17 protein-coding genes are annotated in these 14895 nt (G+C 46.1%); 4 read left to right on the top strand and 13 right to left on the bottom strand.

The window, feature by feature from the left end:
* Window positions 1–27 precede the first annotated feature (27 nt).
* From mltG to dapF, 3 genes are all read right to left on the bottom strand, one after another.
* Window positions 28–1092, bottom strand: a complete 1065-nt coding sequence (gene mltG / locus K9J17_05920; protein ID MCF8276256.1) for an endolytic transglycosylase MltG — start codon at window positions 1090–1092, stop codon at window positions 28–30.
* Window positions 1085–1612 (bottom strand): GNAT family N-acetyltransferase, encoded by a 528-nt coding sequence (locus K9J17_05915; protein MCF8276255.1) that lies wholly within the window; start codon window positions 1610–1612, stop codon window positions 1085–1087. Before K9J17_05915 ends, mltG begins: the two co-directional genes overlap by 8 nt.
* Window positions 1613–1743: 131 nt before the next feature.
* Window positions 1744–2523 (bottom strand): diaminopimelate epimerase, encoded by a 780-nt coding sequence (gene dapF, locus K9J17_05910; GenBank protein MCF8276254.1) that lies wholly within the window; start codon window positions 2521–2523, stop codon window positions 1744–1746.
* A gap of 105 nt (window positions 2524–2628) precedes the next feature.
* Here dapF and K9J17_05905 point away from each other — a divergent pair, with 105 nt between their 5' ends.
* The 4 genes from K9J17_05905 (at window position 2629) to K9J17_05890 (ending at window position 6226) form a co-directional block, all read left to right on the top strand.
* On the top strand, window positions 2629–4059 hold the full coding sequence (locus K9J17_05905) for a Do family serine endopeptidase (protein MCF8276253.1): 1431 nt from the start codon (window positions 2629–2631) through the stop codon (window positions 4057–4059).
* Window positions 4060–4170: 111 nt separating this feature from the next.
* Window positions 4171–5439 carry a dipeptidase gene (locus K9J17_05900; protein MCF8276252.1) on the top strand — a complete coding sequence of 423 codons (1269 nt, stop codon included), beginning with the start codon at window positions 4171–4173 and terminating at the stop codon, window positions 5437–5439.
* A 3-nt stretch (window positions 5440–5442) separates the two neighbouring features.
* Window positions 5443–5820 (top strand): DUF1801 domain-containing protein, encoded by a 378-nt coding sequence (locus tag K9J17_05895; protein MCF8276251.1) that lies wholly within the window; start codon window positions 5443–5445, stop codon window positions 5818–5820.
* Window positions 5810–6226, top strand: a complete 417-nt coding sequence (locus K9J17_05890) for an OsmC family protein (protein ID MCF8276250.1) — start codon at window positions 5810–5812, stop codon at window positions 6224–6226. Before K9J17_05895 ends, K9J17_05890 begins: the two co-directional genes overlap by 11 nt.
* Here the strand turns inward: K9J17_05890 and K9J17_05885 are convergent.
* The 10 genes from K9J17_05885 to K9J17_05840 all read right to left on the bottom strand — a co-directional run bounded on the left by K9J17_05885 (window position 6220) and on the right by K9J17_05840 (window position 14789).
* The gene (locus K9J17_05885) at window positions 6220–6690 is read right to left on the bottom strand and encodes a YdeI/OmpD-associated family protein (protein MCF8276249.1); all 471 of its coding nucleotides are present in this window, start codon (window positions 6688–6690) and stop codon (window positions 6220–6222) included. The two genes, K9J17_05890 and K9J17_05885, sit on opposite strands and share 7 nt — an antisense overlap.
* 23 nt (window positions 6691–6713) lie before the next feature.
* Complete coding sequence (locus K9J17_05880; protein ID MCF8276248.1) at window positions 6714–7043, bottom strand: DoxX family protein; 330 nt, start codon at window positions 7041–7043, stop codon at window positions 6714–6716.
* 29 nt (window positions 7044–7072) lie between these two features.
* Window positions 7073–7657: a hypothetical protein gene (locus tag K9J17_05875; protein MCF8276247.1), complete on the bottom strand. Its 585-nt coding sequence runs from the start codon at window positions 7655–7657 to the stop codon at window positions 7073–7075.
* Between the two features lie 9 nt (window positions 7658–7666).
* Complete coding sequence (locus K9J17_05870; protein MCF8276246.1) at window positions 7667–8713, bottom strand: SMP-30/gluconolactonase/LRE family protein; 1047 nt, start codon at window positions 8711–8713, stop codon at window positions 7667–7669.
* A 35-nt stretch (window positions 8714–8748) separates the two neighbouring features.
* A complete protein-coding gene (locus tag K9J17_05865) occupies window positions 8749–9102 on the bottom strand; it encodes a hypothetical protein (protein ID MCF8276245.1) in 354 nt (117 codons plus the stop codon).
* 27 nt (window positions 9103–9129) lie between these two features.
* Window positions 9130–9522 (bottom strand): hypothetical protein, encoded by a 393-nt coding sequence (locus tag K9J17_05860; protein ID MCF8276244.1) that lies wholly within the window; start codon window positions 9520–9522, stop codon window positions 9130–9132.
* Window positions 9523–9631: 109 nt separating this feature from the next.
* Complete coding sequence (locus tag K9J17_05855) at window positions 9632–10507, bottom strand: pirin family protein (GenBank protein MCF8276243.1); 876 nt, start codon at window positions 10505–10507, stop codon at window positions 9632–9634.
* A gap of 65 nt (window positions 10508–10572) precedes the next feature.
* Entirely contained in the window at window positions 10573–11007 is a 435-nt protein-coding gene (locus tag K9J17_05850; protein MCF8276242.1) for a nuclear transport factor 2 family protein, read from the bottom strand.
* A 90-nt stretch (window positions 11008–11097) separates the two neighbouring features.
* The gene (locus K9J17_05845; GenBank protein ID MCF8276241.1) at window positions 11098–11580 is read right to left on the bottom strand and encodes a Spy/CpxP family protein refolding chaperone; all 483 of its coding nucleotides are present in this window, start codon (window positions 11578–11580) and stop codon (window positions 11098–11100) included.
* 53 nt (window positions 11581–11633) lie between these two features.
* Window positions 11634–14789, bottom strand: coding sequence for a hypothetical protein (locus K9J17_05840; protein MCF8276240.1), 3156 nt, complete (start codon window positions 14787–14789; stop codon window positions 11634–11636).
* Window positions 14790–14895: the final 106 nt, after the last annotated feature.

Here is a 14895-nt window from a genome sequence, read left to right as displayed (position 1 = left end):
GTGTTTGATTTTGGGCGAAGATAGAATCTACCTGTAAACCTTTCTTCTGTTCAGTTCGCGCTGAAACTCGCGTGCATTCTGAAGATGCTGAGAGTAGGTTGTGGCAAACGAATGGTAACCGGAATTATCTGCCTTGGCGCAGAAATAAAGATAGCTGTGCGATTTGGCGTTGAGCACCGCATCAATGCTTTCAATACTCGGTAGGCAAATCGGGCCGGGCGGTAACCCTTTGTATTTGTAGGTGTTGTAAGGCGAGTCAATCGCTTTGTGGCTATTGAGTACACGTCTTGCTTCAAAATCGCGGTTTGCGTAAACGAGAGTCGGGTCGGCCTGAAGCAACATGCCTTTTCTCAAACGGTTGAGATAAACGCCTGCAACGGTCGGTTTCTCATCGTTCTTGTTGGTTTCTTTTTGAACGATCGAAGCCAAAATGCTCACTTCAGATTGACTCAATCCGAGGTTTTTCGCTTTTTGTTTCCGTTCAGCTGTCCAGAATTTCTTGTACTCGGAAGTCATTCGTTCTAGAAATTGCTCTGCGGAAGTGTTCCACCAGAATTCGTAGGTGTTTGGAAGGAAAATAGTGAGGAAAGTGGTGGTGTTGAAACCGTACTTGGAAACGAACGAATTGCTATTCAGTAGGTTGATGATCTGCGTGCTGTCGGCTTCAATGAACTTACCCACCTTTCCGGCCAGATCTTCCTTAAAACGCACATTATTGAATGTGACCATCACAGGTTCTTGCAATCCTGCTCGCAACATATTGACCAGTTCGTTATTGCTCATTCCATTCTTTAGTCGATAACAACCTGCTCTCACGTTGAGCTTGTATTTTTTCTGTTCTGAGACCCAATCAAATGTGGCTTGGCTTTCTATGAATCCCTGCTCGACCAACGCGTTTGAAACATCCTGAAACTTTGAGCCAGTGGGAATGTAGAAATACACCTTATCCGTGCTAAGACCCACATTAGAGCCATAAATGATGGAATACATTTCCCACGCTGAAGCACCTCCAAGACACATCAGAATAACCACAACGATGGCAAGAGGTTTTTTCCAAGAACCGCTTTTTTTAGAACTCTTTTTCTTAGCCATTTAGCTTCTGCATAAACATTGCGTCAATAAATGCATTTCCCTTTTTTACCCAATCGCGATTGGTGCCCGATTGTTCAAATCCACACGTTATGAATAACTGCAAACTTGCCTTGTTGTCAATGGTTATGTGGCAGTACAATTGCCTCAGATTCAGCACATCAAAGCAGTAATTCGTTATAAGATCGAGCGCTTCTTTTGCGCTGCCTTTTTTTCGGTCTTCAGGTTCTGCAATAAGAATGCCCACGCCAGCTCGAAGGTTGAATTTATCGAACTCGAATAGATCGATGCAACCTACAGTTCGATTATCAGCGTCAATCATCAATCGCAGCTGACCGTCTGTATAAATATCTCCTGAGGAATGATTGATGAAATTGGAGATTTCAGCTTCGGTCAGCGGTTCGTGCACATCGCCCAAATACCATAATTCCGAACGGTTTTCCCAATCGTATATGAGCTCAAGGTCGTCATCGCGCATTTCGCGCAAGGTCACTTTTTCACCTTTTAAAAGTTCGTATTTCATTTAAGCACTGGTCAGTTCGAGTGATCTGAGGGACGAAGATCGTATCGAGAACCCCGCGCACACCTTTCGATACAATTCCGATTGACATCGGAACCACTCAAGATGACCCGCCCGCGATGTAGCAACACGTATCATGCGTGCAATTCGATTGTTCCGTCAAAAACGTGCTTGCTTGGGCCAGTAAGCCAAATGTCGGTGTACGAACCATTGGCCTGCAGCTTGAAGGAAATGCTCAGTTTTCCGCCCAACACTTTTATCGGAACATCTGTTTCAGACACGTTGCCCAAATGATGCATAGCAATGGCACAAGCTGTGGCTCCAGTTCCGCACGAAAGCGTTTCGTCTTCTACGCCACGCTCGTAAGTTCGGATGTGGGCCGTTCCATCCATCATTTCCACAAAATTGACGTTGGTGCCTTTCTCCGCGAAGCGATCATTGTAGCGCACTTTTCGTGCATCAGAAATCAGATCAATGTCAAGCACTTCATCAACCATGGTTACGTAATGCGGAGATCCGGTGTCAAGATAAACCGCATCACCGATTGCTTCAATTGAAGAAACATCACCCATTTTCAAACTGACGAGCTCATGCTCCATTTTGAAATCATGCAAACCATCAACTGCCATGAAAGAGCCGCTGTCGCGAAGCACATTCAGATTCTGGGCAAAATCCACGAAGCAACGGCCTCCATTTCCACACATGCTGCTTGGCGCGCCATCAGAGTTGAAATAAACCATGCGCACTATCCGTTCTTCAACTTCAAGTAGAATGAGGCCATCGGCACCAATTCCGAATCTTCGATTGCAGAGTTGCGCAATTTGAGTTTGTGAAAGTTCTAGGCCGAGTTCGCGATTGTCTATCATCACAAAGTCGTTGCCTGTGCCGTGGTATTTGCTAAATGGGATTAACATTTTTTAGAAAACTGGATACAACGATCAGATTTTGGTGGCGTTAATTTTGAAACCTCTCGGCAACGGGAAATAGAAATCCAAAGTTAAATCAAAATCGAAGCAGCAATGAAAAACGTAACAGGAGTGATAGTGGCGGCCCTTACAGGAGCAATTGTTTCGGTAGGAACCTACACGTATTTAGAAAAGAAGAACGGAACAATCGTTGAGCAGGTTTACACGGCTCCGGTTCAGCGGGTCAGCTACCCGATGGAGGCACCAGAAGGCAGTGTCAATTTTGTGGAAGCGGCCAACAATTCCATTCATTCGGTGGTGCACATCAAAACAAAAGTGGTCAGAAGTGGAGTTTCCAGCGCCAACCCATTTTACCAGTTCTTTTTCGACCGCGGAATGCAGCCTGAAGCGCAGCAGGGTAGTGGTTCAGGTGTGATCATTTCGGGCGATGGATACATTTTGACGAATAACCACGTGGTGAACAATGCCGATGAGGTGGAGGTTGTGCTTGACGACCAGCGAAGCTACAGGGCAGAAGTGCTTGGCACTGACCCAAACACCGACCTTGCATTGCTTAAAATCGATGAGGAAGGTTTGGCTTACATTCCGTACGGCAATTCGGAAAACGTGCAAGTGGGCGAGTGGGTATTGGCAGTTGGAAATCCCTTCAATTTGAACTCAACCGTTACAGCTGGAATTGTTAGTGCCAAAGGCAGAAACATCAATATTCTTAGAGAAGAATTAGCCATAGAAAGCTTCATTCAGACCGATGCAGCCGTCAATCCAGGTAACAGTGGTGGAGCCTTGGTCAACACACGTGGAGAGCTCATTGGAATCAACACAGCTATTGCATCAACAACTGGTAGTTATGCTGGTTATTCGTTCGCAGTACCTGTAAATATTGCCCGAAAAGTGGTGGATGATATTCTCGAATTCGGAACGGTGCAACGGGCCTTCATTGGCGTAAGTATCCGTGATCTGAATGGAAAACTAGCGTCTGAAAAAGGTCTAAGTGTGTCAGAAGGCGCTTACGTCAACGGATTATCTAAAGATGGCGCGGCTCATGATGCTGGAATCAGGGAAGGGGACATTATTGTGGCCGTGAATGGAGTGAAAGTGAAGAATGTGCCTGAACTTCAGGAGAAAATCGGGGAATATCGTCCTGGCGATGTGGCCCAGATCACGGTGCTGAGGGATGATGAACTGCGCAAATTCGATGTGGAGCTTCGCAACAGAAATGGCGATACAGAATTGATCTCTAAAGAAGCTGACCTGATGGTTCAGCTTGGAGCCGATCTACAACCGCTCAATTCAGAGCAATTGACCAAACTCGGTCTTCGTAGCGGATTGCAAGTGCGGAACCTCAGCAGCGGGAAACTGAAAGGAGCAGGCATTAAGGAAGGATTCATCATTACAAGAGTGGATAGAAAACCAGTGCAATCATCAACAGATGTGATGAGTGCATTGAGCAAGAAAGACGGTGGGGTATTAATTGAGGGAGTGTACCCCAACGGATTGACCGCCTATTACGGGTTTGGTATGTAGGGAAGAAGTGGGATAGGTTGGTTGATGGGGGCGTTTCCGAAAGGGGCGCCCTTTTTCTTTCGACTGGTAAGCAATTATGCGCATTTATTAAAACCTTAGTATTGTTCTGCAATGCGCTGGCTTAAATTTTTCCTTTTCCCGTTTCTCTTTTTCTCCGCGAAAGCGCAGGAAATCCACGAATACATCGATCTGCAGATTCATCCGTGCATGCACGTTCCGTATTCCTTTTTTGGGGATGGATTGGAAATATTTGATGAAGCAAATCCGCCTGACCTGAGTTGGAAACACCAGTTCACCAATGTGAATTATGCCAACTACTTGCGCAAGAATAAAGGCGCGCGCATTCTTTGCGTTGGGGCGTTGACCCAAGAGAATATCGCTTCTGCTAAGCGCGGCCGTAAGGTGATCATGAAGCAGATCAAGTATGTGAATGATTTTGTGGCAGCCAATTCGGAAGATTTCGCGGTGGCACGCACGCCAAAGGAAGCTCGCGAGCTTGTTCATGCAACAGACAAAACCATCATCATTCATTCCATTGAAGGCGGAAAACGCTTGATCAATTCGCAGGAAGACGCCAATTTTTGGGCTGAACAGGGCGTGGCATTCATCACCTTGGTGCATTTGGTAGACAGCAAGTATGGCGCAGCAGCCAATCAGCCTGTGTTTGCACTGAAATTTCTGAACCTCTCAAGTCTGTTTAAAAAGGAGAAGAACCGAAGACTGACCGAGAAAGGCAGGAATGCCATTCTGTGGCTGGCCAATGCAGGCATCATGACCGACATTACCCACATGAGCGACAACACGCGGAAAGACGCGTTGGCGCTGATGGAAGAAAAGCACATTCCGCCTTTGGTAACACATGATATGTTCAAACCCATTCAGAACCAGCCACGCGGAATGGAGGAAGAAGATGTGCTTAAAGTGTACGCCAACAATGGTTTTATTTCGCTGCCTGTGAGTGGCGAGAGTTGCAGACCGTATAAGTCGAGAGCGGATTATCAGGCCAAGATTGATGCCTTAGAAAGGTATTGTGATGGCTCAATTGACAGTTATAAGTTCACTTACTTGGAAGTGAAAGCATTTTTGGAACAGCATCTTTCGGAGGAAGAAGTCGCGAATCTTTCCATCGGATTTCAGACTGATTTTAACGGATGGCTCAATCATCATCATCCACGATACGGAGAAGAAGGTTGCTATCAAGCAAACCCTGACAGTACCTACGAAGCCATCGAACTGCAAGGCTTGGCGCATCCCGGATTGCTGGAATCGCATTGGCGCCTGCTGGAGAAAGAAGGCGTTGACCTTGAACCGATTAAACGTTCTTCGGAGAAGTTTCTTCAGATGTGGGAGTACTTCCTTGAGAAGAAAGGCGCGTTCTAGCTAATGGAAAAACTTCAGCAGTTTTATTTGTCTCAACCAGAACCGAATCGATCTTGCTTTCTAGCGATGAGAAACATCATATTGAAAGTTGACAAGAGGATAGAAGAAACACTGAAATATGGCTCACCTTGCTTCACGTATGGCGGCAAAGTGTTTTGCTATCTGTGGAAAGACAAGAAACTGAATGAACCCTATTTTCTGATGGTGGAAGGAAAACACCTTGACCATCCGCAGTTGGAAACAGGAGATAGAAAGCGAATGAAGATTCTGAGAGTCAATCCGAATGATGATCTGCCAATTGCAGTTATACATTCTGTGCTAACGGATGCCATAGAATTGTATGAGAACGGAATAATCAAAACAAAACGACATGGAATATAAAGTGAACACAGTTTGGAAGGATAAGATGGCATTTGATAGCCATCTAGGGAATCATACGGTGCGAATGGATACAACCCCTGAAATGGGAGATGATTCTGGACCAAGCCCCAAGGAATTGGTGCTTGCCGGACTAACCGGTTGTACAGGAATGGATGTTGTTTCGTTGTTTCGAAAAATGCGCGTGGATTTCACACATTTTGAGATGAAAGCAGAGACGCAATTAACGGAAGAGCATCCCAAGGTTTTTTCTGATATCACGTTGATCTACATAGTTGGAGGAAACGACCTGGATCATGAAAAAGTTGAAAAAGCCATCTCGCTTTCGTTCGAAAAGTACTGCGGTGTTGCAGCAATGCTTAAGAAAAACGGCCCGATCAACTACAAGATCGAATATTCTGATCAATAGGTGGCCAATTCCTCAATCAGTTTAAGAATCCGATTGGCTTTTTCCTCTTCGGTTTTAGCATCCTGCAACCAACCTAAGTAATTGTCCTGCAGGAAATCGCTCAAATGGTAGAAAGTGTCTCGTATTTCCTCTGGCTCATTCTCTAAACACAATCGCAATTCCAGACGAATCTGTTCCGATATTTCTTCCTCAAAAAGGATGATATGCACCGTATCACCGGCTTCCTTTCCTATTTTCTTGCGAATGGTAGCGTTAACTGGCAAAAACAACTGACCGTTGCCCATTGGCTGGAGTTTACATTTTTCCAATCGAAAGCCGTCAATACTACCTCGTACCCGAACCCAACCAAAAGGCGTGTGTGGGTTCTTTGGCACTTCCGGAATGGCAGCATAGGTCCAGCCGCCCTTCCCAGAGAATTTCTGTAGCAGATAGTTCTTATCTACAAGTGGCTTGTCAGTCAGCATTTTTTAAGTTCGGCAATGCGAAGTTAAAACGTATGCCACCACGCCCATGCGATAAATACCGCTTGAAAAGGCAGCCTTAACCACAATCCCCAAATGGGAAATTTACCATTCGGTTTGGCCGAGGTAAGATGGTAGATGTTGGCAGGGAAAACAGCAATCAGCAAAGCAATGATTCCCCATGCTGCGTAGGTAGAATAGGCAGGGCAGAACAACAGCAGTCCGAGAAAGATCTCAATCGCACCGCTCAATTTATTCACCATTTCGTGCCACGGAATAAATGGCGGCATCATGTGCAGGTAGAATTTGGGCATTCGGAAGTGATTGACCCCAGCGTAGATGTAAAATCCGGCCATGATGTAAAGGCTGATGTCTTTCATGAAAATTATCCTTTAGAATAAACGAAATAGCGCATTCCTTCTCTGAGGGCCAAGGCTCCGTGCATGTACACGCCACCGAGCCAAAACGGAACGCCAAAAATCTCCGGTTGGCGATAATGCACCAGATCAATCTGTGTCATTGCTCCTTCCACCACCATGCCGCCAATTCCCAAAAGAATGGCAAAAAGCAGGATGAAAAAGCGTTCGTAGGTGAAGAGCCACCGCAGCAGAAAACTTGCATAAAAGATGATAGAAAGCATTACGGGTTCATCATTTCCGAATCCGCTCATGAGGTAAACCATCATAAAAAGAATGAGGCTATCGGCAAAGACCGGAAGGCTTCCTGCACTGGTGCTTTGGGTGCTGGTGGCAGCTTTGGGGAAAAAGAAGGGTGCATAGATGTAATTCAATCCCATAAAGGAGAATGCGACCACAAACCCGGGAAACACAAACCATGCTTGTCCGAACAAAAAGGGCTTCGGATAACTGAGCGTTTCGGTAAAAACATGGTTGGCATCGCAAAGCGTGGCCACCACTGCTCCTACCAAAGCAAAGAGTAAAATTCTAGGAAAAACAGCCTTGATAGACATCAGGAAGGCTTAGTTGTCTCGCTTCAGAATCAGCATCTCGTCATCTTTCACATTTCCCACAAAAAGCAGATTGCCAAATGGTGCAGCTACCGAAGTGGCCGATACCTGCGAACCATCATTAGTATACATGCTTTCTACCGTGTAATCGCCTTTGCCTCGATACGCGATCTTCAATACTTCGGATGGCGAAGTTTCCTTTTTGCCTGTGGCGTAAGCCGTAAAACGCAAGAGGTTGGGATGGCAACCAACCCAGAGATTTCCTTCGTTGTCGAATTCAATATTATCTACACCCGTTCCACACGGAATGTCTTCTACGAAAGAGAGCGAATTGTCATCGGCCTTCGCATAAACCTTGATCAGGAACCTTCGGGGCGAAGCCACAAACACCAAGTTGCGCTTGGGGTCGAAGTTGATGCCGTTGGCAAAGGAAATGCCCTCGGCAGCTTCGGTAAATTGCTGCCCGTCAAAATAGAGCACGTTTGATGCTGCCCAATTGCCATAATCTTCCAGCAAACGGCCAAAGCCGTGGGCATTGCCGTGGTCGTTGGTTACGTAAAAACGGTTTTCATCCAGCAGCACAACATCGTTGGGACTCACCAATTTGGTTGATTTTTCGGTGCGGATGTGCGTCAGTTTCTTGCCGACAAGCGTAAAGATCTCGATGGAATGTTCGTCCATCATGTGGTTGACAACCGCAATGGTATAGACGCTATCGCGCTTGAACATGGAAATGCCATGAGGTGCAAAATCCTTCCCAAAATCGGGTGTCAAGTGGGTAAGAACGAAGTTCCCGCTCTTCAATTCCATGTAATACAGACCACCATGTTCCTGCTCGCTGGGCGGAAAGGCCAAACGGGCTGTGGCCGAAACAATGGCAAAGCTGTCTGCCGCGCTTATGGTAATGTCTTCTGCTCCTTTTATCGGAATTTCCAGCACGGTTTGTCCATTGAAGTCATTCTCCACACTTCTGAAAAAACCAGTGGAGATGAAAGTGTAAAGGGCGAAGCCGATGATGGTAAGAAGGACGAAGAGGAGGAGTTTTTTGGTTGGAGACATGGCTGACTGTTTAGGTTCTCAAAGTAAGTGAAGTTCTAAATAGACATCATAATCACCCCAACGGTAACCACGCCCGCACCTACTAATCGGAGGAGTGTGATCGGCTCATCGAACCAGAACACCGAAACGCCATAAAGCCCCACAATGGTCAGCGAGAAGAAAACCGTGCTGGCCACTTGCAAGGAAACGAAGCGCAACGATTCGGTAAAGAGCACGGAATTAATGAGGCCGAAGACGAGCCCAAGGGCGAGAAAGCCCCATTTTTTGGCAGGAATGGCTTCGTTGAGTGCGGAATATTTAAAACCGATGTTGGTAAGGATGTTGGCGATGATGGCGCCTGTGAGCAATAAGGTGTTCATGAGCTGTGCGATGGTTAAATTATGAACCATCAATGTACACAACTCAAGCAATTGAAATCACTTTTCGGACAGCGTAAAAAACTGGCAATCTGGCGAAGTGACTTCGATACTTAGTCCTGTGATCTCGCCTTCTGTGTGCATCTTCCCATCTGAAGTGCATGAAATGAAGAGGAATTGATCGCCTCGTCTGAACGAACTGACCGTAAGGTCGTGAGCAGATGACTCGATTCCGTTGCGCATAAAATGTTGAACACTGCACTCCAATCCATATTCAGGAATGATCAATTTTTCCAATTCCATTGTGGCAAAATTCCCGTGGGGAATGTGAATGACTGGCTTTGGCAGCGCAAAGGTCTTTCCGGTTAGATCGGCTGAAAGGAGCTTCCTAGGAGCAAGGCTGAACCCTACTCCTAGGAAGCTGATCTTTTGTATGAAGGTGTTTCGTTTCATGCGTTGCAATTAAGTTTCGTCATTCCGACCGCAGTGGAGTAATCTACTAGATGTCTCGACTCGTTCCTCGCTCGACATGACGGATGCTTCGGGAATGACGCGTGGCGCTTTACGAATCAAACTCCTCTATCAACACGCCCATTTTACCCATTTGGTAATCGCGTAGCGCTTCCATAATCTGCGTTTGGTTGTTCATTACGAAAGGTCCGTAGGTGGCCAATGGCTCGTTGATGGGTTCACCGGCCAACAGAATGGCACGGGTTTCTTCCAAGCCTTCAAACGAAATGCTTTCGCCATCATTCTTAAACCAAACGAGGTCTTTTGCTCCCGCGTGGCGTTCGCCATTTACCTCAAGTTTACCGTCAAGCAGATAAAATATCGCATTGAAATCTTTCGGGATCGGAACTTCCATCTTTCCGTCTTTCCCGATCTCGAAACGCATCACGAGCATTGGCGTCATCAATTCAATCGGACCGGTCTTACCCAATGTTTCTCCTGCCACAACACCTGCTTTCACTTTTCCATCTTCGGAAGTGATCCAAGGTGTTTTTTCTGCGGTGAGTGGTTGATACTTGGCTGGTTCCATCTTTCGGTCGGCAGGCGTGTTTGCCCAGAACTGAATGAGTTCGAAATCGCCACCCGCTTCGGCCAATTCTTTTGGAGGTCGCTCGCTGTGAACGATGCCTTTTCCGCTGTTCATCCATTGCGCGCCACCTGCCTTGATCACGCTTTTGGTTCCCAAGGAATCGCGGTGATGCACTGCACCTTTAAATATCAGTGTAACCGGTGAGAAGCCGCGGTGTGGATGCGGCCCCACGCCAAGGTCTTTTTCTCTTTCGCCACCCGGCAATTTATTGGCCCAATGGTGAATTAATAGGAATGGATCGATCTGCTCTACGCCATGCACAGGCAGCGATTGATCTAATATGATGCCGCCCATATTTACCTTTTGGGCTGGTATGATCTTGTGGATTGAACGTTTCATTGTATAAATTTAATGTTTGAACATTGATTTAACAAGGGTTGAGAAAAAGAGTTCAATTCCTAAAATTAGCTCGAATGATCATAAATGATCTTCCACTCATCGCCAAAGCGTTTCCAGATGAGGGTGAACAGGCCATTCGGTTCATCCGTTTCGCGGGTCAGTTTCCACTTTCCGGTGACGAGGTAATTGTCAGTTCCGATGGGTTCTAGATCCAAGAGTTCGAAGTTCAAAGTGCCCATCGCAGCTTTGTCAGGATATGACTTCTTGTAATTATCCAATGTTGCTTGCCAGCCATAGTTGATACCCGACTTTCCTATAAATCGCAGCGAATCGGAGTTCCAGTAGCCCTGCATAAAGCAGTCGATGTCGCCTTTGTTCCAACATTCCTGTTGCTCGGCAAGCACGGTTCTGATCTTTTCTTCGGCTTTCATGTCTGGTGGAGTAGGATTGTGGCAGGCCAAAAGAAAGAGGCTGGCCAGTATTGGTAAGAGTGATTTCATTGGATAAAAATAAGCCCGCAACTCAATTGAGTGCGGGCTTCAAGATAAAAGACCTATTAGGTTTTGAAAACCTAGTAGGTCTGGTCCAATTTATTTCGCGTCTTTCATTTCCTTACGCTCCATTTGCTTTTTCTCGCGCATTTCTATGTGTTCCTTTTGCTTTGCATCTACCACTTTGCGTTGCTCGGGAGTAAGAATGCTTCTAACTTTCAATTCAGAAGCTGTTCTTGATTTTTCCATTTCAGCTTTCAACAAAGCTGATTTGTCAATCAGTTGGTTGATCTGTTTTTGATCTGGATTTTCAGCCGCCTTCAATTCCTGCAATTTTGAACGCAGTTCTTTCATTTCCTTTTGCTGGGGTTCTGATTGCTTGCGTCCTTCTTCGCGGATTGCTTTTATCTGTGACTTCTGCTCTTCCGTCAAATTTGGAATATCGGCCATCATATCACGATGCTTCCCCTCTTTCATTTGTGCTCTTTCTGGTGCTGGACCGCGCTTTACGGAATTATCCTGCGCAAATCCAGTTCCTGCCAAAAGTGCCACTACCGCTGCTGTTGCCATTAACTTTTTCATGAGTTCTTGTTTTAATGTGTGTGATGCTCTGATGCCAAATATGCTGCCAAGGTTTAATTGGCCTCTGAATTTTTTTCTGCCTTGCCTGAAACAAGCTCCATGAACGCGTCATTCGGTACGCATCCATCCTCCTCTGCGCTGAACTCGGACTTCAGTCGGTCTACGAAATACATCTCAATCTCTCCTTTATTTTTCGCCTTGATCTTTCCGCGAGGCGTGCATTCGAAATAGTCCTTTACCAACGCGTATGTCGATCCGCTGATATTCACTTTCATTATCTCGCCACTGCTTTCCATTCGCGCAGCGGTGTTCACGGCATCTCCCCAAATATCGAAGGCGAATTTGTTCTTACCCACAACTCCTGAGATCACACTTCCGGTGTGAATTCCCAAGCGAAGATTCCACGCAATGGCGCCCTTTGCTTCTTTTTTTCGGTTGAGCTCTTTCAAACGATGGATCATTTCCAAACCGGCTGCCACCACAGATATCGGATTGGTGATGGTTCGTGTTGGAATGCCGCCAGCAGCCATGTATGCATCGCCAATGGTTTTGATCTTCTCTATGCCGTATTTGTCCATGATTCCATCGAACAGGCGAAAGTGCTCATCTAACGAACGCACCAGTTCTTCGTTGGTTATTCCCTCCGTGATGTTGGTGAAACCGACAAAATCGGTGAACAATACCGATACCATGTCGTATTGCTGAACTGATGCATAGCCGTTCTTTTTCAACTCTTCGGCTGTTTCCAGCGGAAGAATATTCAGCAATAATTGATCGGAACGCTCCATTTCTGCGCGTAACTCAACCGTACGTTCGTCCACCATTTTCTGAAGTCGTAAACGTTCGGCTAAATGACGTTTCTCGCGGATCTTTACAATTCCCCAAACCAAAGCGATCAACAGAAGAACACAAAGAGCAATGAACCACCATCGCATCCAGAATGGAGGAATGATCATGAACGAAAAACGGGCTGGGATTTCATTCCAAACGCCTTCTGCGTTTACCGAACGGACCAGAAAAGTATAATCGCCCGGTTGTAGATTGGTGAACGAATGACTGCTCTTGGATTCGACCATCGACCATTCATCGCTATATCCTTCCAATTTCCATTGGTATTGAACCTTGCTCGGATTCCGCAGGTCGATGGCATTGTATTCTATTGTAAGGCTGTTAGATGCGTACGGAAGTTGCAGTTCATTCGGCAAATTGAAGTAAGCGGTGGTGCCGTTGGCGTAGTTGCTTGTGGTCCAATCAGCTTGTTCAAATTCTAAGTGCACACCGGTGATGTGAAGCTTATTTTCAACCTCGCGGTTCCTGTTTGAAGATGCTTCATGTCGTGTTATTCCATGGACGGTGCCAAACCAAAGGCTTCTATTTTTGGCGAGGCAAGCAGCATTTTCGTTTGTTTCTGTTCCAGTAAATCCTTCTGTGCGACCAAAGTGCTTAACCCCAATTATCTCACCTCGATTGTTCAGATCCACACGGTCAACGCCTGAGCTTGTGCCTAGCCAAAGATCATTTTCTGCATCGAACAACAACTGGCGCAGATCCAAAGATGTAAGACCATCTTTCTTCCCGAAATGTGTAAAATCGGAAGCTTTTATCGGTTCTGGAGAAAGTTGGTGCCTAAAAAGCCCGTTGCCCTCTGTGCCAATCCACATAAAACCATCAGGACCTTGCTTTACCGTTGCAATTTTGGTGATGGCTGCTGGCAGGTTCGGAACAATGAATTCATCGTTCTCAAAAATCACGAGTTCGGCATTCAGGTAACTCACCCAAATTCTACCAAGCGCATCGCGTTCAATGGCAGAAACAGCACTTTCGTTGATGTTCGGATTGCTATGATATTGGTCGAATACAAAGCCCGTTTCGGTCTTTTTGAAACGCGTAACGCCCTGATTGGTGCCTGCCCAAAAATGGCCTTCGGGTTCAATCAGAATGGCTTTGACGTTTTCTTCAAACGGCTGTCCATCCGTTTCCAAATTGGAGAGATGCGTTTCATCTTTTACAAAGATGCCGTGGTTCGTTCCTATCCAAAGCTCATCATTTGGGGCTGTGACAATGACGTTGATGGCTTCATCAAAAAACATGAGCCCGATCGGATCACGTTCTATTTTCCAATTGCCGTTTGTATCACGTCTTATTTCGGTCACGCCTTCCAACGTTCCCAGTAAAATGGAGCCATCTGCTGTTTCATAAACAGATAACAGTTGATTGCTACTGATTCCGTCCTGTTCTGTAAAATGGATGAATTCTTCCCCGGAAAATCGGCAGATACCACCGAAATACGTTGCAAACCACATGTTGCCCGAACGGTCGGTGATGATATGACGAATACGATCGTTGCTCAGTCCGTTCTTTTCGGTGAATGAGAGGAAGCGTTTTCCGTCAAATCGCGAAACGCCATCCTGCGTACCGAACCACATGTTTCCGAGGTCATCCTGCGAAATTCCACGGATACGATCACTGATCAATCCATCCTTTTCTGTGTAATTCAGAAATCCGTTAGCTGTTTTTTTCGCAGCTCCGTTCTCTGTGCCGATCCATAGATTGTTCGATTGATCTTGGTAAAGCGCCAGAATGCGATTACCTGGCAAGCCTGAAGAGTCATCGAAAAGCGTCCATTTTTCATCTTTCAGCTGATACAATCCAGCATCTGTTCCAAACCATAGTTCGTTCTTTTCGGTCTTCAGGCAGGAGCGCACATTATTGCTTTTCAGCGGTCCGTCAGTATCAAAAACAGCTACGGTTAGCGAGTCTTTATCGAAGTGCAACCGATTTAATCCGCCACCGTAGGTTCCAATCCAGATATCGCCCTTTCCATCTTGCGTTATGCAGCGCACGTAGTCGTTACTGAGGCCATTTTCTTGCGTGAATGTTTTGAAATTCTGTCCGTCATATCGACACAGTCCATCGCCATCGGTTCCGATCCACAGCATGCCATTTTCATCTTCGAATAACGACCGGACCGTGTTTCCAGAAAGCCCATTTCCATTGGTGAATGTCACGAACTCACGACCGTCAAATCGTACCAATCCGCCACCTTCGGTTCCAACCCATAAAAACCCGCGACTATCTTCCAGTAGGCAGTAAACCCCGCTGCGTGGCAAGCCTTCCTCAATCGAAAATTTCTTGAAATTGTATTGCTGCGCGAAGTTCTGACCCAAGGTCAGCATCGAGATAATAAAGGCTACGATGAATTGGCGCAAGGCTTAAGCTTTGGGTAAAAATAGAAATACGCTGGAAGCAGTCACCGAAAAACAGTTATTGATGCCTGACAGAAATAAATATGGTCTATATTATGAACTAAAGTAT

It is taken from the genome of Flavobacteriales bacterium, assembly GCA_021739695.1.
Lineage (GTDB): Bacteria > Bacteroidota > Bacteroidia > UBA10329 > UBA10329 > UBA10329.
This window is presented reverse-complemented; position numbering and strand designations above follow the sequence as displayed.